Origin of the sequence: Micromonospora sp. NPDC050495 (assembly GCF_040655175.1) — a bacterium.
Lineage (GTDB): Bacteria > Actinomycetota > Actinomycetes > Mycobacteriales > Micromonosporaceae > Micromonospora.
The window spans coordinates 223497-241751 of the sequence record NZ_JBFAJK010000004.1; the positions used below are offsets into that span (position 1 = coordinate 223497).

An 18255-nucleotide genomic window follows, 5' to 3' on the forward strand; every position below is an offset into this window, starting at 1 on the left:
GCATAGAACGGACGGATGCTCACCATTCGCCGCGAGGAACCCGACGACGCCGAGGCGGTCGCCCGGGCGCACGTGCACGGCTGGCAGGCCGGGTACGCCGGGATCATGCCGGAGGAGGTGCTGGCCCGGCTGAACCCGGTCGCCTGGGCGCAGCGCCGCCGGGACCTGGGCACCGCCGACCCCGAACACCCGTTCACCACCCTGCTCGCCGAGGTCGACGGCGTCGTCGTCGGCTTCGCCACGTTCGGCCCGTACCGGAACAACCAGGACCGCGCCGACCTCGACCCGCGGTACGGCGAGATCCTCGCGATGTACCTGGAGCCGGCGCACTGGGGCACCGGGGCCGGACGGGCGCTGTTCGCCGCGGCCCGGTCCGGACTGGCCGAACGGGGCTGGACGGAGTACCGGCTCTGGGTGCTGGCCGAGAACGCCCGGGCCCGCCGCTTCTACGAGCGGGCCGGCCTGTCACCCGACGGTGCGGAGTCCAACTACCCGGTGCCGCTGGCCGGTGGGCGCGAGCCGGTCCGCCTCCGCGAGCTGCGCTACACCGCCCGGGCGGACGGCTGACGGGGTCGGCCCGTCCCGGTCAGCCGAGCCGCCGCCGGCCGGCGCGGCCGAGCGCCGGATCGGCAGGACCAGCAGCAGGACCAGGCTGATCCAGACGTACGTGTTGCTGCCGAGGAAGCCGTCGAGGCCGGCGAAGTCGTCCTCCCACGCCCAGACGATCCGGCTGATCAGGAAGGCGTACCCGACGAACGCGGCGGCCAGCAGCAGGCGGCGCCGGCGGCCCCGGGCGGGCGCCGCCATGCCGTTGTCGACCAGCAGGATCAGCGCGGGCAGCAGCCAGACCAGGTGGTGCACCCAGGTCACCGGGCTGATCAGGCAGCCGGTGACGCCGGTGAGCGCCAGCCCGGTCGCCTCGTCGCCGGCGGCGACGGCGGCCCGGGAGCGCCACACCCAGACGGCCAGGGTGGCGAGCGCCAGCGCCAGCCAGGCCGCCGTGCTCGGATGCACCGGGTCCAGCCGGGCGACCATCCCCCGCAGCGACTGGTTGGAGATGAAGGCCAGCTCACCCACCCGGTCGGTGTTCCACAACGCGGTGGTCCAGAACTCCCGCGAGGCGTCCGGGACGAGCGCGCCGGCCAGCAGGGTGGCCGCGGTGGCGGTGCCGATCGCCGTGAACGCGGCCCGCCAGCGCCCGGTGACCAGCAGATACAGGATGAACAGACCCGGGGTCAGCTTGATCGCGGTGGCCAGGCCGATGCCGACGCCGGCCCACCGGCTGCCCGCCGGCAGCAGCCGCAGCAGGTCCGCCGCCACCAGGAAGAGCAGCAGCATGTTGACCTGGCCGAAGTTCACCGTCTCGCGCATCGGCTCGAAGGCGGCGGCCAGCAGGAGCGCGACGGCGAGGCTGAACCAGCCGGTCCAGCCCGCGCGGCGGGCGATCGGGTCGACCAGCCACCAGATGAGCACGGTGCTGGCGAGCACGGTGATGACCACGCTCACGGTGATCGCGGCCGGCCAGGGCAGGTACGCCATCGGCAGCATGACCAGGGCGGCGAACGGCGGATAGGTGAAGCCGTACTGAGTGCCGGCCTTGAGGAAGTCGTAGATCTCGCCGCCGTCGTGCACCCAGAACCGCAACGCGCCGTAGTAGACCTTGAGGTCGAAGAACCCGTGCCGGACGGCGGCGACCGCGAGGAAGGCGGCCACCACGCCGGCGAGCACCACCACGGCGGCGACCTGCCCGATCGTCCGCCTGGCACCCTGCGCCACCGTCGCCTCCCTCGCCCTGCGTAGGCTCACGTGCCATGGCTGCAGGCTACGTCCGCCCCGCGCGTCCGGAGGACGCCGCCGAGATCGCACGCATCCAGCTCGCGACCTGGCGGGTCGCGTACCGCCGGATCCTGCCCCGGCACGTGCTCGACAACCTGGACGAGGCGTACCTGACGCGGCGGTGGAGCGCGGCGGTGCAGGAGCCGCCCTCGGGCGCGCACCGGGTGCTGGTCGCCGTCGAACAGGCCGAGCAATCCTATCTGGTGGGGTTCGCCGCTTCCGGTCCGGCCGATGCCGAGGCGCTGGCGCCGGGCGAGCCGGCCGAGGCGCTCGGCGAGGGCGTGGCCGCCGTGACCGACCTGCTGGTCGAGCCGCGCTGGGGGCGGCGCGGGCACGGCAGCCGGCTGCTCGCCGCGGCCGTCGACCACTGGCGCGCCGACGGCCTCGGCCGCGCGGTGGCCTGGGTCTTCGACGCCGACGCGGCGACCCGGAAGTTCCTCACCTCCACCGGCTGGGAGCCCGACGGCGCGGCCCGCGCGCTGGACGTCGACGACATGCTCGTCCCCCAGCTCCGCCTGCACGTCGCCGTCCCCGCCACGCCGGACGCCCCCTGAGGTACGCGCCCCGCGCGCGCCGGTTGTCAGCCGGTGCGCCTACGGTGGGGCGATGAGCACCACGGCGACGGCGAACCCCACCGACCTGGAGGCGTTCCGGGTCGAACTGACCGGCTACGCGTACCGGATGCTCGGCTCGGTCTTCGACGCCGAGGACGCGGTGCAGGAGACCCTGCTGCGGGCCTGGCGCGGGTGGGACGGTTTCGACGGCCGGTCCAGCCTGCGCACCTGGCTCTACCGGATCACCACGAACATCTGCGTCGACCTGCTGCGCGGGCGCGCCCGGCGGGCCCTGCCGGTCGACCTGGGCGCCCCGTCGCCACCGGTGGTCGAGTCGCTCGGCGCGCCGGCCGGCGACTGGCTGGAGCCGGTGCCGGACGGCGCGGTGCTGCCGGCCGACCCGGCCGAGCTGGCGGTGGCCCGGGAGTCGGTGCGGCTGGCGTTCGTGGCCGCGCTCCAGCACCTGCCGGCCCGGCAGCGGGCGGTGCTGATCCTGCGGGACGTGCTGCGCTGGCGGGCCGACGAGGTGGCCGAGCTGCTCGACGCGAGCGTGCCGGCCGTCAACAGCGCCCTCCAGCGGGCCCGGGCCACGCTGGCCGGGGCCCGGATCGAGCCGGCCGCCGGCCCGGGGCTCGACCCGGCCGACCGCGACCTGCTCGACCGGTACGTGGACACCTTCACCCGGTACGACATCGACGCGCTGGTGGCGCTCCTGCGGGCGGACGCCGTGCAGAGCATGCCGCCGTACGCGATGTGGCTGCGCGGGGCCACGGAGATCGGCCGCTGGCTGTCCGGTCCGGGCGCCGAGTGCCGGGGGTCGCGGCTGGTGCCGATCGCCGCGAACGGTGGGCCGGCCTTCGCCCAGTACCGGGTCGATCCGGCCGGCGGCCACGCGGCCTTCTCGATCCAGGTGCTCGAGCTTTCCGGCGGCCGGATCGCCGGGTTCCACCACTTCCTCCTGCCCGACCTCTTCCCCCGCTTCGGCCTGCCGCTGCGGCTGGACCGGTGAGCCACCGATGAGTTTCGCCGGCGCGTCTCGTCCATCTCTCGTACGCCGCCGCGCCGCCGGTGGTCCCGGCACGGGGCGGGACCACCGGCGGCACCGGTGCGATCAGGCCGCCCTCCCGGTCAGGCCGGGCCCTCACGTCGGGGCTGGCCTTCGGGTCAGCTCGGGCTGAGTTCGGCGACCACCTCGTCGTCCTCCATCGCGCCCGTCGGCTGGAAGCCGAGGGAGCGGTAGAGGGCGGCGGCCGCGACATTCTCCGGGTGGTAGCTGAGGCGTACCGGGTGGCCCTGCGCGGCCAGCCACTCCGCGAGGGTGCGTACGGCGGCCCGACCCACCCCGTGGCCCTGCTCGGCACCGTCGATCACCATGCCGCCGATCCAGCGGGACTCGTCGTCGTCCACGCCCCACATCAGGTGCCCGACCACGGTGTCGTCCGCGTACACGGCGAGCGAGGTCCACACCGGCGAGCGCAGGGTGAGCAGCAGGTAGCGGGCGGCCAGCGCGGGCACCCAGGAGCGCTGCTCGTCGCGGGGCGCGACGTCCGCCACGGCCCGCCAGTTCTCGTCGTCGACGGGTCGCAGCGTCACCCGACGACCGGCGCGGTCGGTCAGCCCTGAATCGATCATGCGGGTGAGCCTAGGTGCGGCCCGCCTCGCACGACGACCGGGTTTCCGGCGGCCGGCTCAGCCCGCTGCCGCGGCGTCCAGGAAGGGCCGCGGGTCGCCCGCCCCGAGGTCGGTGATCCCCGCGCTGCCCAGGGCCCCGACGGCGAGGGTACGCCGGACGGCGGCGAAGGTGATCACGTGCCCGATCGTGCCGCCCAGGGTGTGCGTGGTCGGCGGCGTGCAGGTGGTGTCCACGAACGTGTCGGCCAGGGTCCCCTCGGCCAACGTCCGGGCCACGAAGGCACGCCAGTCCCCGCCGGCGGCCGCGTGCCGGGCGGCCAGCCCGCGCACCGACTGGTCGCTCTCGTCCGGCCAGTCGCCGCCACGCAGCGCCGACAGCCAGTGCTCCTCCTGGGTGACCATGGCGTTGATCAGGGAACGCAGCGTCGGCCGGTCGTCGATGGTCTCCACCGACACGGTGATGGGCCGGTCGAGCACCTCATCGTTGAGCGTGCCGGCCCGCTCGATGATCGCGGTGAGGGTGTCGACGTGGTGGTCGACCAGGTGCTGGAGGACGTTCATCGCAGTCTCCTGACGGGTAGCCGGCAGCCGCAGGCCGCCGGGCGGTTGAAAGTGGACGCCGCTGGGGCAGGACAGCTCCAGCTCGCGGAAGGTGACCGGTGGACGCCGCCGGACGGCGGTCGGTGCCACCCCGTACGCCCGCTGGAACGCGCGGGTGAACGCCTCGTGCGATCCGTACCCGGCCTCCACGGCGATGTCGAGGACGGTCCGGTCGCTGGTGGTGAGGCGGTGCGCCGCGCGCTCCAGCAGCAGCCGCCGCCGCAGGGCGCCGGGAGGCTCCCCGGTGGCGGCGGCGACCAACCGGTCAAAATGGAACCGGGACAGGTGGGCCCGGGCCGCGACCTCGCCCGGCCCGGCGGTCGGGTCGTCGAGCGCTACCTGGATCGAGTCGAGGATTCTGGTGAGCCCATCCGGCGAGGTCATGCTGACAGCCTGCACCGGGCGACCCGCGCCCCGCTTGATCGCCGTTGCGGACCTGCCGGCCGCCACCGGTCCACCGCCGGCACGGCCGATCACCCGACGCTCCTCCGCCGGCACCGGTCCCCGCCGGGACGGCCGATCCCCCGGCGGCCCGTCCGCCGCCAGCCGGACCCGCCACATGGGGCGTCCCACCGATCGTCCGGCGTCCCTCCGCCGCAGGCCGGACCCGGAACGCCGGCCGTCACCGGTGCCCGCCGTCCTGCGGCCGCCAACGGCTGCGCGTCATTCGGCGTCCGTCGTCCGCCGGGCGGCCGGCCCGTCAGTCGAGCAGGGCGTCCAGGCCGACCGTCAAGCCCGGGCGGCGGCACACCTCGCGCACGGCCAGCAGCACGCCGGGCATGACGCGGCCCGGTCCAGCGATGCTGCCGGCGGGTGGCCCCGGGCAGCTGCTGGTGGAGACCGACGCGCCGTACCTGACCCCGGTGCCGCACCCCGGGCCGGGTCAGTCAGGCAGGACGTCCATGCCGACCGCCAGGCCCGGCTGCGGGTCGTCCCGGGCCGGGTCAGTCGAGCAGGACGTCCAGGCCGACGGTCAGGCCCGGCTGCGGCCGGGTCAGTCGAGCAGGGCGTCCAGGCCGACCGTCAGGCCCGGCCGGCGGCGCACCTCGCGCACGGCCAGCAGCACCCCGGGCATGAACGAGGCCCGGTCCAGCGAATCGTGCCGGATGGTCAGCGTCTCGCCGGTGGTGCCGAAGAGCACCTCCTGGTGGGCGACCAGACCGGCGGCCCGCACCGCGTGCACGCGTACCCCGTCGATGTCGGCACCGCGGGCGCCGGGCACCTCGTCCTTGGTGGCGTCGGGGGTGGGGCCGAGACCGGCCTCGGCGCGGGCCCGCGCGATCAGGCGGGCGGTGTGGGTGGCGGTGCCGCTCGGCGCGTCCAGCTTGCGCGGGTGGTGCTGCTCGATGATCTCGACCGACTCGAAGTGGCGGGCCGCCTTCGCGGCGAACTGCATCATCAGCACCGCACCGATGCCGAAGTTCGGGGCGATGACCACGCCCACCTCGGGCCTGCCCGCGAGCCAGCCGCGCACCTGGTCCAGCCGCTGCTCGGTGAAGCCGGTGGTGCCGACCACCGCGCTGATCCCCTGATCGATGCACCAGCGCAGGTTGTCCATCACGACGTCGGGGGTGGTGAAGTCGACGACCACCTCGGCGCCGGCGTCGCCCGCGGCGACCAGCTCGTCCCCCTGGTCGATCGTCGCGACAAGGTCCAGGTCGGAGGCGCCGTCGACCGCCTTGCAGACCTCCATGCCCATCCGGCCACGGGCGCCCAGCACGCCGACCCGGATCGGCTCGGCCCGGTCCTTCTCCTGCTCGTCAGTCACGGGGCACAACCTATCCCAATCGGGACGTCGCCTCCCTGGCAGACCGAGACCGTCCCACCACCCGACCACTCCCCACGAGATGCCGCCTTCCCGACCGAGCGAACCCCGACCGCCTGGCACTGCCCAGCGAGACGTCGCTCCCCCGACCGGCCGGACCTCGCCTCCGGCACTCCCCGTCGAGACGTCGGGCTGCGGCAAAACGGGCCTTCGCCCGATCATGATCGACTCGGGTTGCGGCAAAACGGGCCTTCCCGGGCCTGGGAAGCCCCAGCTTGCCGCAATCCGTTACCCGGCCCACGGCCGGGGCGGCCAGGCCACGGGCAGGCCTGGCGGCGGGCGGCGGGGGCAGACGGCCACGGCCGGGCCGGGCAGCCCAACGGAGCGGCCAAGCGGGGCGGCCCGGCGGGGCGGTCCGGGCGGGGCGGTCCGGGCGGGGCAGCCCGACGGAGCGGCCAAGCGGGGCAGCCCGACGGCGCGGTCCGGGCGAGGCAGCCCGACGGAGCGGTCGGGCGGAGCGACGCGGGGCGGGGCGGGGTGGGTCAGCTGAGGAAGGCGGCCTCGTCGAAGGGGCCGACGACGGCGAGGGACATCGGCCGGGTGAGCAGCTCGGCGGCGAGGACGTTCACGTCCGCCAGGGTCACCGCGTCGACCCGGGCGAGCAGTTCGTCCACCGGCATCAGGTCGCCGTAGAGCAGTTCGCCCTTGGCGAGCCGGCTCATCCGCGAGCCGGTGTCCTCGAGGCCGAGGACGAAGGAGCCCTTGCTCATCCCCTTGCCCCGGGCCAGCTCCTCCTCGGTGATCCCGTGCTCCGCCACCTTGGCCAGCTCCGCGCGGGTCAGCTGGAGCACCTCGTCCACCTTGCCCGGCGCGCAGCCGGCGTAGACGGCGAACAGGCCGCTGTCGGCGTACTGGCTGGCGTAGGAGTAGACCGAGTAGGCCAGGCCGCGCTGCTCGCGGATCTCCTGGAACAGCCGGCTGGACATGCCGCCGCCGAGGACGTTGTTGAGTACACCGAGGGCGAACCGCCGCTCGTCGGCCCGGTCGATGCCGGGGCAGCCGAGGATGACGTGCGCCTGCTCGGTCTCCTTCGGCTCGACCAGCGTGGTGACCGGCTTGGTGCGTACCGCCGGGGCGGTCGGCCGGCGCGGCGCCGGCGCCGCCGGATCGGTGTCCAGGGGGGTGCCGCGCAGCGCCTGGCGGACCAGCCGGACCACGGCGCCGTGGTCGAGGTTGCCGGCGGCGGCCACCACGATCTGCGGCGGGGTGTAGCGGCGGCGGTAGAAGCTCTGGATCTGCCCCCGGGTCATGGGGGTGACCGTCTCCTCGGTGCCGGAGATGAGCCGGCCGAGCGGGTGGTCGCCGTAGACGGCGCGGGCGAAGAGGTCGTGCACCTCGTCGCCGGGCTCGTCGTCGTGCATGGCGATCTCTTCGAGGATGACCCCGCGCTCGGTCTCCACGTCGGCGGGCTCGAGCACCGAGTCGGCGACCAGGTCGCACATGACGTCGATGGCCAGCGGCAGGTCCTCGTCCAGCACGCGGGCGTAGTAGCAGGTGTATTCCTTCGTGGTGAAGGCGTTGGTCTCGCCGCCGACCGCCTCGATCTCCGCCGAGATGTCCAGCGCGGTGCGCTTGCTGGTGCCCTTGAAGAGCAGGTGCTCCAGGAAGTGCGCGGCCCCGGCCTGCGGCCCGGTCTCGTCACGGGAACCGACGGCGACCCAGATGCCGAACGACACGCTGCGCATCGCCGGGATGGCCTCGGTGAGGACGCGCAGCCCGCTGGGCAGGACGGTACGGCGCACGGTGCCGCCGAGTGGGTCCTCGCTGAGCGTACGGGTGACCGCCCGGGCCACCCGGCCGCCCGGCGGCGCCACCCCCGGTCGAGCCGTCGGGGAAGACGAACGCCGGGTCCGACTCACGAGAACCTGCTCCCAGTTTCAACGAGGGGTGGATGGTGCGGTGGTGCCGCTCGGGGCGCCACGCGAAGCCGACAACTCCAGCTCGGCCGTGGCCGCGCGCCGGCCCGAAGCCGTGCCGCTGGAGCCGTGGACCGGCCCGGGGGACGCCGTCGGCGTCCTCCGGGCCGGACGGTGGATCAGCTGTGCCGGGTCCGGCGACGCGGGCGGGACTCGCCGCCGCCCTCGCCGCCCTCGCCCCGCTCGGGGCCCCGGCCGCCGCGCTCCCGGTCACCCCGGTCGCCCCGGTCCCGCGGAGCACGGTCGCCGCGGTCCCGGCCGGCCGGACGCTCGCCACCGGCGGCCTCCTCGGCGGCCGGCGCCTCGGCGCCCTCCGGGCGGACCTTGTCCAGGTAGATCTTGCCGCGGGCGTCGATGTCGGCGATCTCCACCTCGACCTTGTCCCCGACGTTGAGGAAGTCCTCGACCTTCTCGACCCGCTTGCCGTCGCCCACCTTGGAGATGTGCAGCAGGCCGTCGCGGCCCGGGAGCAGCGAGATGAAGGCGCCGAACGCGGCGGTCTTCACCACGGTGCCCAGGAACCGGTCGCCCATCTTCGGCAGGGTCGGGTTGGCGATCGCGTTGATCCGCTCGACCGCGGCCTGGGCGGACGGGCCGTTGGTCGCGCCGACGTAGATGGTGCCGTCGTCCTCGATGGAGATCTCGGCGCCGGTCTCGTCCTGGATGGCGTTGATGGTCTGGCCCTTCGGGCCGATCACCATGCCGATCTTGTCGACCGGGATCTTCACGGTGGTGACCCGCGGCGCGTAGTCGCTCATCGTGGCCGGGCCCTCGATCGCCGACTGCATCACGTCGAGGATGGTCTGCCGGGCCTCGTTCGCCTGCTGCAGCGCGGCGGCCAGCACGTCCGACGGGATGCCGTCGAGCTTGGTGTCGAGCTGCAGCGCGGTGACGAAGTCCCGGGTGCCGGCGACCTTGAAGTCCATGTCACCGAACGCGTCCTCGGCGCCGAGGATGTCGGTCAGCGTCACGTACCGGGTCTTGCCCTCCACCTCGTCGGAGATGAGGCCCATGGCGATGCCCGCGACCGGCGCCTTCAGCGGCACACCGGCCGAGAGCAGGCCCAGCGTGGAGGCGCAGACCGAGCCCATCGAGGTGGAGCCGTTGGAGCCGAGCGCCTCGGAGACCTGCCGGATGGCGTAGGGGAACTCCTCGCGCGACGGCAGCACCGGGATCAGCGCCCGCTCGGCCAGCGCGCCGTGGCCGATCTCGCGCCGCTTCGGCGAGCCGACCCGGCCGGTCTCACCGGTCGAGTACGGCGGGAAGTTGTAGTTGTGCATGTAGCGCTTGCGGTTCTCCGGGGAGAGGGTGTCCACCATCTGCTCCATGCGCAGCATGTTCAGCGTGGTGACGCCCAGGATCTGGGTCTCGCCCCGCTCGAACAGCGCCGAGCCGTGCACCCGCGGCAGCACGCCGACCTCGGCGGTCAGCGGACGGATGTCGCGCGGGCCGCGGCCGTCGATGCGGACCTGCTCGCGCAGCACCCGGTTGCGCACCTCGGACTTGGTCAGCGAGCGGAAGGCGGCGGAGAGCTCCTTCTCGCGGCCCTCGAACCGCGGGCCGAGCTCCTCGGCGACCTTGGCCTTGACCCGGTCGAGGGCCTCCTCGCGGTCCGCCTTGCCGGCGATCTTGAGGGCCTCGGCGACCTCGGCGCGGGCCAGCTCGGCCACCGCCTCGTACGCGTCGTCCTGGTAGTCCAGGAAGACCGGGAACTCGGTGACCGGCTTGGCGGCCACCTCGGCCAGCTCGCTCTGCGCGCGGCACAGCTCGCGGATCGCCGGCTTGGCGGCCTCCAGGCCGCTGGCCACGATCTCCTCGGTCGGAGCGGTGGCGCCGTCCGCGATCAGGGCCACGGCGTGCGGCGTCGCCTCGGCCTCGACCATCATGATCGCGACGTCACCGTCAGCCAGCGCCCGGCCGGCCACGACCATGTCGAAGGTGGCTCGCGCCAGCTCCTCCAGGGTCGGGAAGGCAACCCACTGGCCGTCGACGTGCGCGACCCGGGTCGCCCCGATCGGGCCGGAGAACGGCAGGCCGGAGAGCTTGGTGGACATCGAGGCGGCGTTGATCGCCACCACGTCGTACGGGTGCAGCGGGTCGAGCGCCAGCACGGTCTCGACGACCTGGACCTCGTTGCGCAGGCCCTTGACGAAGGACGGGCGCAGCGGCCGGTCGATCAGCCGGCAGGTGAGGATGGCGTCCTCGCTGGGGCGACCCTCGCGGCGGAAGAACGAGCCGGGGATCCGGCCCGCGGCGTACATCCGCTCCTCGACGTCCACGGTCAGCGGGAAGAAGTCGAACGACTCGCGCGGCTGCTTGCCGGCCGTGGTGGCGGAGAGGACGACCGTCTCGCCCAGCTGGGCGATGACGGAGCCGGCGGCCTGACGGGCCAGCCGGCCAGTTGAGAAGGTGATCTCGCGGGTGCCGAAGGCCCCGTTGTCGATCACGGCGGTGCGGGATTCGGTGCCGAGGTTCGTCTCGGTCATGTTCGGTGGTGCTCCTTCGCGTCGTCGGCCACGACACGGGGAACTGCCCAGACGGCCGGTCTTCGATCGAAGCGCCCGGGTGGCCGGCATGATGCCGGGGTTCCCGGGGGCCACTACCGGAGACCGGTGCGCTGACCGGTTCCCTCTCGGGTTGTCGCGTGGCCGGTTTCTTCTGTGGTACCGGAACGGGGGAGCGGCCGAGCGGCCACTCCCCCGTCACGTCATCGGCGCAGACCGAGCCGCTCGATGAGCGACCGGTAGCGGTTGATGTCCTTCTTCTGGACGTAGTTGAGCAGCCGACGGCGACGGCCGACCAGCAGCAGCAGCCCGCGGCGGCTGTGGTGGTCGTGCTTGTGCACCTTCAGGTGCTCGGTGAGCTCGGCGATCCGCTTGGTGAGGACCGCGACCTGCACCTCCGGCGAACCGGTGTCGCCCTCGGCGGTCGCGTACTCCGCGCGGATCTTGGCCTTGGCTTCCTGGTCGAGCGCCATGTTCTCCCTGTTTCGTGGAACGTTCGATGGGGTCCGTCGGATCGGTCTGAGTGACCGGGCAACGGACCGGTTCCTCGCACCCGCGGCGTCGTGCAGGCACGCGAGGCCCCACGTCGGTCAGCCGACGTCCCTGCCAGACTACCAGCCCGGCCGGGAACCACCCGGTGAAGGGCGGCGCGGCGGCCCGGAGCGGCGTCAGCCGGCCGCGCGCCGGGTCCGCTCCACGTCCTCGGCGATCTGCGCCACCAGGGGCTCGATCGCGTCGTACGTCCGTTGTTCGCGCAGGTGCGCCACGAAGTCCAGGGCGAGCCGTTCGCCGTACAGGTCGCCGGTGAAGTCCAGCGCGTACGCCTCCACCCGCCGCTCCCGGCCGGAGAAGGTCGGGTTGGTGCCGATGGAGACCGCCGCGGCCAACGGCTCGCCGCCCCGGCGCACCAGCCGGGCCGCGTACACGCCGTCGGCGGGGACCGCCGCGTACCGGTGGGTCAGCAGGTTGGCGGTGGGGTAGCCCAGCTCCCGCCCGCGCTGGTCGCCACGGACCACCACGCCCTCCACCCGGTGCGGCCGGCCGAGCGCGGCGGCCGCCGCGGCCACGTCGCCCGCGTCGACGCAGGAACGGATGTACGTGGAGGAGAAGACGGTGCCCGCCTCGGCGACCAGCGGGGCGCCCTCGACCCCGAAGCCGAAGGTGCGGCCCAGCCGCTCCAGCAGGGCCACGTCGCCGGCGGCCCGGTGCCCGAAGCGGAAGTTGTCCCCGACCACCACCAGCGCCGCGTGCAGGTGCTCGACGAGGATGTCGTGCACGAACGCCTCGGCCGGCAGCCGGGAGAACTCGGCGGTGAACGGCACCACGCAGAGCACGTCGGCCCCGAGCGCCTCGATCAGCTCCGCCTTGCGCGCCGGCTCGGTGAGCACCGCCGGGTGCGAGCCGGGCCGGACCACCTCGGCCGGGTGCGGGTCGAAGGTGACCACCACCGACTTGACGCCCAGTTCCCGGGCCCGGGCCACGGCGTGGCCGATGGTGGCCTGGTGGCCCTTGTGCACCCCGTCGAAGACGCCGATGGTGACCACCGAGCGACCCCAGCCGCCCGGCGCCGCCTCGTACCCCCGCCACCGCTGCATTCCCGCTCCTCCCCTGCTCGACTGTGCCCCGCGCCGCCGTCAGGCCGGGGCCAGCACGATCTCCGCGCGGGCTCGGCCGTCCCGCTCGCTGACGATAGCGATCAACCCGCCCTCCGGGCCGAAGACCGCGTACGGGCCGGCGATGCCGGCCGGGTCCAGCGGCCCACCGTGGGAGAGCACCTTCGCCTCCACCACGGTGGCGTCCCGGCGCGGGAAGAACCGGTCGGCGGCGGCGTCGAGCGGCAGGTTGACCACCTCGGGGGCGCGCTGCTCCAGCGCGTCGAGGGTGGCCGCCTCGGCCAGCGTGAAGCCGCCGACCGCGGTGCGGCGCAGCGCGGTCAGGTGGCCACCGACCCGCAGCGCCAGGCCCGCGTCCCGCGCGATGGCCCGGATGTACGTCCCGGACGAGCAGGTCACGTCGACGTCGACGTCGACCACGTCCGGGGCGTCCCGGCGGATGGCCAGCACCTCGAGGCGGGAGACGGTCACCCGGCGCGCGGGCAGGTCGACGCTCTCCCCGTCGCGGACCCGCTGGTACGCCCGCTGCCCGTTGATTTTGATGGCGCTCACCGCGCTCGGCACCTGGTCGATCTCGCCGGTGAGCGCGGTGAGCGCGGCCCGGATCGCCTCGTCGGTGACCCCGGCGGTCGAGCTGGCCGCGATCACATCACCCTCGGCGTCGTCGGTGACGGTGGCCTGCCCCAGCCGGATCGTCGCGGTGTAGCTCTTGCCGGCGCCGATCACGTAGGTGAGCAGCCGGGTGGCCCGGCCGACGCCGATCACCAGCACCCCGGTGGCCATCGGGTCGAGCGTGCCGCCGTGCCCCACCCGCCGGGTCCGGGCCAGCCGGCGGATCCGGGCCACCACATCGTGCGACGTCATGCCGCCGGGCTTGTCGACCACGATCAGTCCGTCAGTGCTCACGCCCGCCAAGCCTGCCAGACGGCGGGCAGCGGCCCGGTGGGGGATGCCCCGCTGGCGGTCAGCGGACCGCGCCGACCACCGCCCAGCCGCCGGAGCGCAGCCGCAGCAGCAGGGCGACCAGCCGGAGCACCACGAACAGCAGCAGCCCGGCCCAGATCCCGCCGAGGCCCAGGTCGAGCCCGTAGGCCAGCCAGATCGCCGGCAGGAACCCGCCGAACGCCGCCACGATGGTGAGGTTGCGCAGGTAGCGGACGTCCCCGGCGCCGATCAGCACCCCGTCGAGGGCGAAGACCACCCCGCCGATCGGTTGCAGCGCCACGAACCAGGGCCAGGCGACCATGGCCTGCTCGCGTACCTGCGGGTCGGCGCTGAACCAGGACGGGACCAGGCCGGCGCCGGCGGCGATGAGCACCGCGAACGCCACGCCGCAGGCCCCGCCGACCAACGCGATGCGCCGGGCCAGCGCGCGGGCGCCGGCCGCGTCGCCGGCACCGAGCGCGGCGCCGACCAGCGACTGCGCCGCGATGGCGAGGGCGTCCAGCACCAGGGCGGTGAAGAACCACAGCTGTACGGCGATCTGGTGCGCGCCGACCGCGGCGGCGCCGAACCGGGCCGCGACCGCGGTGGCGGAGAGGAAGCTGGCCTGGAAGGCGACGCCCCGGACGAGCAGGTCCCGGCTGAGCACGAGCTGCTGGCGGATCAGCGCGGGCCGGGGCCGCAGGGAGATCCGTTCGCGGACCAGCGCCGCCGCGAACAGCCCGCCGGAGAGGGTCTGGGCCGCGGCGTTCGCCACCGCCGAGCCGGCCAGCCCCAGCCCGGCCGGGTAGACCAGCAGCGGGCAGAGCAGCGCCGAGAGCAGGTTGGGGGCGAGCACGAAGAGCAGCGGGCGCCGGGTGTCCTGGATGCCGCGCAGCCAGCCATTGCCGGCGGCGGCGAGCAGCAGGCCGGGCGCGCCCAGCGCCGCGATCCGCAGCCAGGTCGCGGCCTGCTCGGCCACCTCGCCCGAACCGCCGACCAGGGTACGCGCCAGCACGCCCCCGCCGAGTTGGACGGCGAGCGCCACCAGCACCCCGACGGTCAGCGCGAGCCAGGAGGCCTGGACGCCCTCGGCCACCGCGGCGGCCCGGTCCCCCGAGCCGAACCGGCGCGCCGACCGCCCGGTCGTGCCGTACGCGACGACCGTGCCCAGCCAGGCGGCGAGCGTCATCACCGTGCCGCCCACGGCGAGCGCGGCGAGCGGGACGCGACCCAGGTGCCCCACGACGGCGGTGTCCACCAGGACATAGAGCGGCTCGGCGGCGAGCACCACGAGGGCCGGCAGGGCGAGCCCGGCGATGCGCCGCGCCGAGACGGCCGGCGGGGCGGGGGTGACGGTCTGGCTCATCACGGCCGATCCTGGCACGCCTCCCGTAAGGCCCGCAACCCTCCCGCATCACTTACCACTCCGCCCTCCTCCCCCACCCCTCGCTGAGGCGGCAGTGGGGCTAGGAGGTGGGGAGGGTGGCGAGCCAGGAGCGGGTTTGGGCGGGGGTGCGGAGGTGGACCACCGGCAGGTCGGGGGTGAGCGTGCGGGCGGCGGCTTCGACCCGGGGGCGGGAGCGGCGCGGGTAGTGCCAGACGTAGCGGAGGAACGCCGCGTCGATCTGCTCCGGGCAGCCGGGCGGCAGGTCCGGTCGGGGCGTGCCCCGGTGGGTCCAGCGGCGGCGGAGCACCCGGGCGAGGCAGCGCAACCGGGGCGTGTCGCAGAGCACCAGCAGGTCGGCGCGGGGCAGGCGGAGATCGAGGGTGGCGGCGTAGTTGCCGTCCATCACCCAGGCCGGGCGGGCGGCGAGCGCGCCGACCTCGGCGCGGAACTCGGCGTCCGGGGCGGCGACCCAGCCCGGCCGCCAGTAGTGCCGGTCCAGGTGGACGAGGGGGAGGTCGAGCCGGCGGGCGACCTCGCGGGCCAGGGTGCTCTTGCCGGCGCCCGCGCTGCCGACGATCAGGATGCGGCGCACCGGCCGACGGTAGCGCCCCGGAGGCGGCGAACCGGAGACCGACCGGTCGGCACGACACCGCCGACGATCAGGATGCGGCGCACCGGCCGGGACGGTGCCACCCGGGGGCGGCGAAGAGCAGACCCTGCGGTCGGCGCGGCGGTGACGTCGGCTGACCCGACGTCACCGCCGGCGGGCTGACGTCACTGACGGGTGTCCATCGAGGTCTGCAGGGCGCGGCGCATCTGCTCCCGCGCCTCGTCGGTGGTGGTCTCGGTCTGCGGCTTGCGCTTGGTCGCCACGGGATCTTCCCTTCCAGGGTGCGGACCGCCGACGGCGGCGGCCCTTCGGGCGGTTCGGAGCGCCCGGGAGCGGTCCGGGATCACCGGAGCGGCTCGCCTGGCAGCGTGAGCCCGGGTCGGTCTGACCCTGGAGGGAGGCGGCACCTGGTGCGGAGCCACCGCCCCTGACCAGCGCGGCAAGGCGCCGGTCCCGCACCCAAGTTAACGTTCATTTTCCACATGCTGCCCGCAGTTCCCGGAATGCGGACGCCCCGCGCGACCCCCTCAGCGGGCCAGGAAGTGCCAGCCCAGCCACCACCAGAAGCCGAACAGTCCGATCCGGCCCACCGGCACCGGGCCCACCTCGTAGCGCATCACGAACGCGCAGACCTCGCCGAGCGACGGGATCCGGGAGCCCTCCCGCCGGGCCGCCCATTCGATCACCGCGAGGAGCGCCAGCGCGGTGAGGAAACCGCCGATCGCCAGCAGCCGCATCACCGGCGCACCAGTCCCCAGAACGCGGAGAGCCAGGCGAACCAGGCCGCCGACCGGACCAGATGGTCCTCCAGCAGCGGGTCGGCCAGCCGGGAGAAGGTGGGGAACTCGTCACCCACCGAGAGCACGAAGGTGGCTCCCTCGAGCACCCCGAAGAGGGTGGCCGGCAGCAGCCACCAGACCGCGCCGCGGCCCAGGCGGCGCGGCGCCGGCCGGCGCGGCACCCGGTTGTTCAGGCCGATCCAGATCAGCGCGCCACCCGTGCCCAACGTGTAGAGGTTGGCCTGGGCCGAGAAGGAGGGCAGCTGGCCACCGACCAGGGACAGGCAGATCAGCACCGGTACGGAGACGACCGGACGGTCCCAGGCTCGGGGCGCCTCGACGGTGAGCTCGCGGGGATGATCCATCTACCGATTGTCCCCACGGTCACGAAGTGCGGGAAGACCGGCGCGCCCCGGAGCCGCCCCTGATCTCAGCCGGGCAGCAGCGCCCCGGCCAGCTCGCCCCGGATCCGGTCCACCACCTCGTCGATCGTGCCGCGCCCGGTGAAGCCGGCCGCGAACCGGTGCCCGCCGCCGCCCAGCGCCACCGCCACCGCGCTGACGTCCACCGCGCCCTTGCTGCGCAGCGAGACCGCCCACTCGGCGGCGTCGACCTGCTTGACCACGCAGCTCACGTCCGCCTCGGCCGTGCACCGGACCGAGTCGATCAGCGCCTCCAGCACGTACGCCGGCTGGTCGTGGCGGTCCAGGTCCGCGCGGGTGGCGTACGTCCAGACGAGCCCGCGCCCGGCGGCGGCCGCCGGCTCCAGGCGGGCCCGCAGCATCACCTCGCCGAAGAGCTGGACCGCGCCGAACGGGCGGGTGTCGAAGATCCGCCGGGAGATGTCGCCGGGCCGGATGCCGGTGGCCAGCAGCCGGGCCGCCAGCCGGTGCACGGCCGGGGTGGTGGCTTCGAAGCGGAACGAGCCGGTGTCCGTGCTCAGCGCCACGTAGAAGCAGGTCGCGATCTCCGCGTCCAGCGGCACCCCGAGCCGGTCCAGCAGTTCCTGCGCCACCACCGAGGTGGCCGCGGCGTGCGGGTCCACCAAGTGGATGCCGCCGAACCGGGTGTTCGAGGCGTGGTGGTCCAGCACCAGGGCCGTCCCGGCCTTGTCCAGCCGGTCGGCCAGGTCACCCAGCCGGGACTCGCTCGCCACGTCGAAGCAGATCACCAGGTCCGGCTCCGGGTACGCGTCGTCCTGCGGGACCAGCAGCTCCAGCCCGGGCAGCCAACGGAACGGCTCGGGCAGCACCGGCGGCCCGGGGAAGGTCGCCCGCAGCTGCCGTACGCCGAGCCGGCGCAGGCCCAGCCCGAAGCCGAGCATGGTGCCCAGCGCGTCGCCATCCGGGTTCACGTGGCAGATCAGCTGCACCCGCGCGTCGGCGGGGAGCCCGCGTACGGCCGCGAGGGCGGCCGCCCAGTCGGTGTCGGTCGGGCCGGCGCCGGCCGGCGTGCCGCCCTCGGCGGAATCGTTCACGGGCGGTCGCCGCCGCGCGGCTCGTCCTCGGCCGTGGTCTCGCCCTCGGCCCCCGCGTCGGTCTCGCCCTCGGCGTCCTCGTCCTCGTCCTCCAGCCGGTACGGCTGCGCCTCGCCCGCGTACTGCGCCCGGGCGGCCAGCCGCTGCACCTCGGCGTCGGCGTTGCGCGCCGCCGCCAGCAGGTCGTCGATGTGCTTGACCTGGTCCTGCACGTCGTCCAGGACGAAGGTCAGGGTCGGCGAGTGGCGCAGGCCGAGCGCCTTGCCGACCGTGCTGCGCAGCAGGCCCTTGGCGCTCTCCAGCGCGGCGGCGGTGCTGGACTGGGCCGCCGCGTCGCCGAGCACCGTGTAGAACACGGTGGCGTCGCGCAGATCGGCGGTGATCCGGGCATCGGTGATGGTGATCATCCCGAGCCGGGGGTCCTTGATCTGGCTCCGCACCACCGACGCGACCAGTTCACGGATGCGCTCCGCGTGCCGGCGTACCTTGGCCGGATCCGTCATCTCCCCCACCTCCAGGGTCACCCTGCTCCTTACGACGGCTCCAGCTCGGCGCGTCTGACGACCCGCCGCGACCTGGAGCCGCCCAACATCTCGCA

General features: G+C 74.5%; 18 protein-coding genes and 1 pseudogene. 3 read left to right on the forward strand and 16 right to left on the reverse strand.

All coding sequences use genetic code 11. From position 1 onward, the window contains the following. Positions 1-15: 15 nt before the first annotated feature. Positions 16-567: a GNAT family N-acetyltransferase gene (locus AB0I11_RS07775; protein ID WP_357314970.1), complete on the forward strand. Its 552-nt coding sequence runs from the start codon at positions 16-18 to the stop codon at positions 565-567. Here the strand turns inward: AB0I11_RS07775 and AB0I11_RS07780 are convergent. Further along, the gene (locus tag AB0I11_RS07780) at positions 466-1776 is read right to left on the reverse strand and encodes a glycosyltransferase 87 family protein (RefSeq protein ID WP_357314973.1); all 1311 of its coding nucleotides are present in this window, start codon (positions 1774-1776) and stop codon (positions 466-468) included. The two genes, AB0I11_RS07775 and AB0I11_RS07780, sit on opposite strands and share 102 nt — an antisense overlap. Positions 1777-1811: 35 nt before the next feature. On the opposite strand from AB0I11_RS07780, the gene AB0I11_RS07785 reads away from it, so the two are divergent. Continuing rightward, the gene (locus AB0I11_RS07785; RefSeq protein WP_357314975.1) at positions 1812-2390 is read left to right on the forward strand and encodes a GNAT family N-acetyltransferase; all 579 of its coding nucleotides are present in this window, start codon (positions 1812-1814) and stop codon (positions 2388-2390) included. 52 nt (positions 2391-2442) lie between these two features. Further along, complete coding sequence (locus tag AB0I11_RS07790; protein WP_357314977.1) at positions 2443-3399, forward strand: sigma-70 family RNA polymerase sigma factor; 957 nt, start codon at positions 2443-2445, stop codon at positions 3397-3399. A gap of 155 nt (positions 3400-3554) precedes the next feature. Here AB0I11_RS07790 and AB0I11_RS07795 read toward each other — a convergent pair whose 3' ends face one another. From AB0I11_RS07795 to rbfA, 15 genes and pseudogenes are all read right to left on the reverse strand, one after another. Beyond that, complete coding sequence (locus tag AB0I11_RS07795; RefSeq protein WP_357314979.1) at positions 3555-4022, reverse strand: GNAT family N-acetyltransferase; 468 nt, start codon at positions 4020-4022, stop codon at positions 3555-3557. A 57-nt stretch (positions 4023-4079) separates the two neighbouring features. Next, on the reverse strand, positions 4080-5006 hold the full coding sequence (locus AB0I11_RS07800; RefSeq protein WP_357314981.1) for an AraC family transcriptional regulator: 927 nt from the start codon (positions 5004-5006) through the stop codon (positions 4080-4082). Between the two features lie 316 nt (positions 5007-5322). Next, a pseudogene (locus AB0I11_RS07805) lies at positions 5323-5403 on the reverse strand (4-hydroxy-tetrahydrodipicolinate reductase); the annotation flags it as partial. Between the two features lie 213 nt (positions 5404-5616). Beyond that, positions 5617-6390 (reverse strand): 4-hydroxy-tetrahydrodipicolinate reductase, encoded by a 774-nt coding sequence (gene dapB / locus AB0I11_RS07810; protein ID WP_357314983.1) that lies wholly within the window; start codon positions 6388-6390, stop codon positions 5617-5619. A gap of 539 nt (positions 6391-6929) precedes the next feature. After that, a complete protein-coding gene (locus AB0I11_RS07815; RefSeq protein ID WP_357315111.1) occupies positions 6930-8261 on the reverse strand; it encodes a pitrilysin family protein in 1332 nt (443 codons plus the stop codon). Positions 8262-8482: 221 nt separating this feature from the next. Continuing rightward, complete coding sequence (locus AB0I11_RS07820; protein ID WP_357314985.1) at positions 8483-10849, reverse strand: polyribonucleotide nucleotidyltransferase; 2367 nt, start codon at positions 10847-10849, stop codon at positions 8483-8485. 221 nt (positions 10850-11070) lie between these two features. After that, complete coding sequence (gene rpsO, locus AB0I11_RS07825) at positions 11071-11340, reverse strand: 30S ribosomal protein S15 (RefSeq protein ID WP_043962418.1); 270 nt, start codon at positions 11338-11340, stop codon at positions 11071-11073. Between the two features lie 195 nt (positions 11341-11535). Next, complete coding sequence (locus AB0I11_RS07830; protein WP_357314988.1) at positions 11536-12462, reverse strand: bifunctional riboflavin kinase/FAD synthetase; 927 nt, start codon at positions 12460-12462, stop codon at positions 11536-11538. A 39-nt stretch (positions 12463-12501) separates the two neighbouring features. Further along, entirely contained in the window at positions 12502-13431 is a 930-nt protein-coding gene (gene truB, locus AB0I11_RS07835) for a tRNA pseudouridine(55) synthase TruB (protein WP_357315116.1), read from the reverse strand. A 13-nt stretch (positions 13432-13444) separates the two neighbouring features. After that, positions 13445-14770: an MATE family efflux transporter gene (locus AB0I11_RS07840; protein WP_357314989.1), complete on the reverse strand. Its 1326-nt coding sequence runs from the start codon at positions 14768-14770 to the stop codon at positions 13445-13447. Positions 14771-14870: 100 nt separating this feature from the next. Further along, positions 14871-15383 (reverse strand): adenylate kinase, encoded by a 513-nt coding sequence (locus AB0I11_RS07845; protein ID WP_357314991.1) that lies wholly within the window; start codon positions 15381-15383, stop codon positions 14871-14873. A 545-nt stretch (positions 15384-15928) separates the two neighbouring features. Next, positions 15929-16138 (reverse strand): DUF6186 family protein, encoded by a 210-nt coding sequence (locus AB0I11_RS07850; protein WP_357315120.1) that lies wholly within the window; start codon positions 16136-16138, stop codon positions 15929-15931. Beyond that, complete coding sequence (locus AB0I11_RS07855) at positions 16138-16545, reverse strand: hypothetical protein (RefSeq protein ID WP_357314993.1); 408 nt, start codon at positions 16543-16545, stop codon at positions 16138-16140. Before AB0I11_RS07855 ends, AB0I11_RS07850 begins: the two co-directional genes overlap by 1 nt. 65 nt (positions 16546-16610) lie before the next feature. Further along, positions 16611-17657, reverse strand: coding sequence for a bifunctional oligoribonuclease/PAP phosphatase NrnA (locus tag AB0I11_RS07860; protein WP_357314995.1), 1047 nt, complete (start codon positions 17655-17657; stop codon positions 16611-16613). Continuing rightward, positions 17654-18160 carry a 30S ribosome-binding factor RbfA gene (gene rbfA, locus AB0I11_RS07865; RefSeq protein ID WP_357315124.1) on the reverse strand — a complete coding sequence of 169 codons (507 nt, stop codon included), beginning with the start codon at positions 18158-18160 and terminating at the stop codon, positions 17654-17656. Before rbfA ends, AB0I11_RS07860 begins: the two co-directional genes overlap by 4 nt. Between the last annotated feature and the right edge of the window lie 95 nt (positions 18161-18255).

Bases quoted from the DNA above. Each gene is read 5' to 3' on its own strand.
- AB0I11_RS07775 (WP_357314970.1), top strand. From the start codon at position 16: ATGCTCACCATTCGCCGCGAGGAACCCGACGACGCCGAGGCGGTCGCC.
- AB0I11_RS07785 (WP_357314975.1), top strand. From the start codon at position 1,812: ATGGCTGCAGGCTACGTCCGCCCCGCGCGTCCGGAGGACGCCGCCGAG.
- AB0I11_RS07790 (WP_357314977.1), top strand. From the start codon at position 2,443: ATGAGCACCACGGCGACGGCGAACCCCACCGACCTGGAGGCGTTCCGG.
- AB0I11_RS07795 (WP_357314979.1), bottom strand. From the start codon at position 4,022: ATGATCGATTCAGGGCTGACCGACCGCGCCGGTCGTCGGGTGACGCTG.
- AB0I11_RS07800 (WP_357314981.1), bottom strand. From the start codon at position 5,006: ATGACCTCGCCGGATGGGCTCACCAGAATCCTCGACTCGATCCAGGTA.
- AB0I11_RS07820 (WP_357314985.1), bottom strand. From the start codon at position 10,849: ATGACCGAGACGAACCTCGGCACCGAATCCCGCACCGCCGTGATCGAC.
- rpsO (WP_043962418.1), bottom strand. From the start codon at position 11,340: ATGGCGCTCGACCAGGAAGCCAAGGCCAAGATCCGCGCGGAGTACGCG.
- AB0I11_RS07830 (WP_357314988.1), bottom strand. From the start codon at position 12,462: ATGCAGCGGTGGCGGGGGTACGAGGCGGCGCCGGGCGGCTGGGGTCGC.
- AB0I11_RS07840 (WP_357314989.1), bottom strand. From the start codon at position 14,770: ATGAGCCAGACCGTCACCCCCGCCCCGCCGGCCGTCTCGGCGCGGCGC.
- AB0I11_RS07850 (WP_357315120.1), bottom strand. From the start codon at position 16,138: ATGCGGCTGCTGGCGATCGGCGGTTTCCTCACCGCGCTGGCGCTCCTC.
- AB0I11_RS07855 (WP_357314993.1), bottom strand. From the start codon at position 16,545: ATGGATCATCCCCGCGAGCTCACCGTCGAGGCGCCCCGAGCCTGGGAC.
- rbfA (WP_357315124.1), bottom strand. From the start codon at position 18,160: ATGACGGATCCGGCCAAGGTACGCCGGCACGCGGAGCGCATCCGTGAA.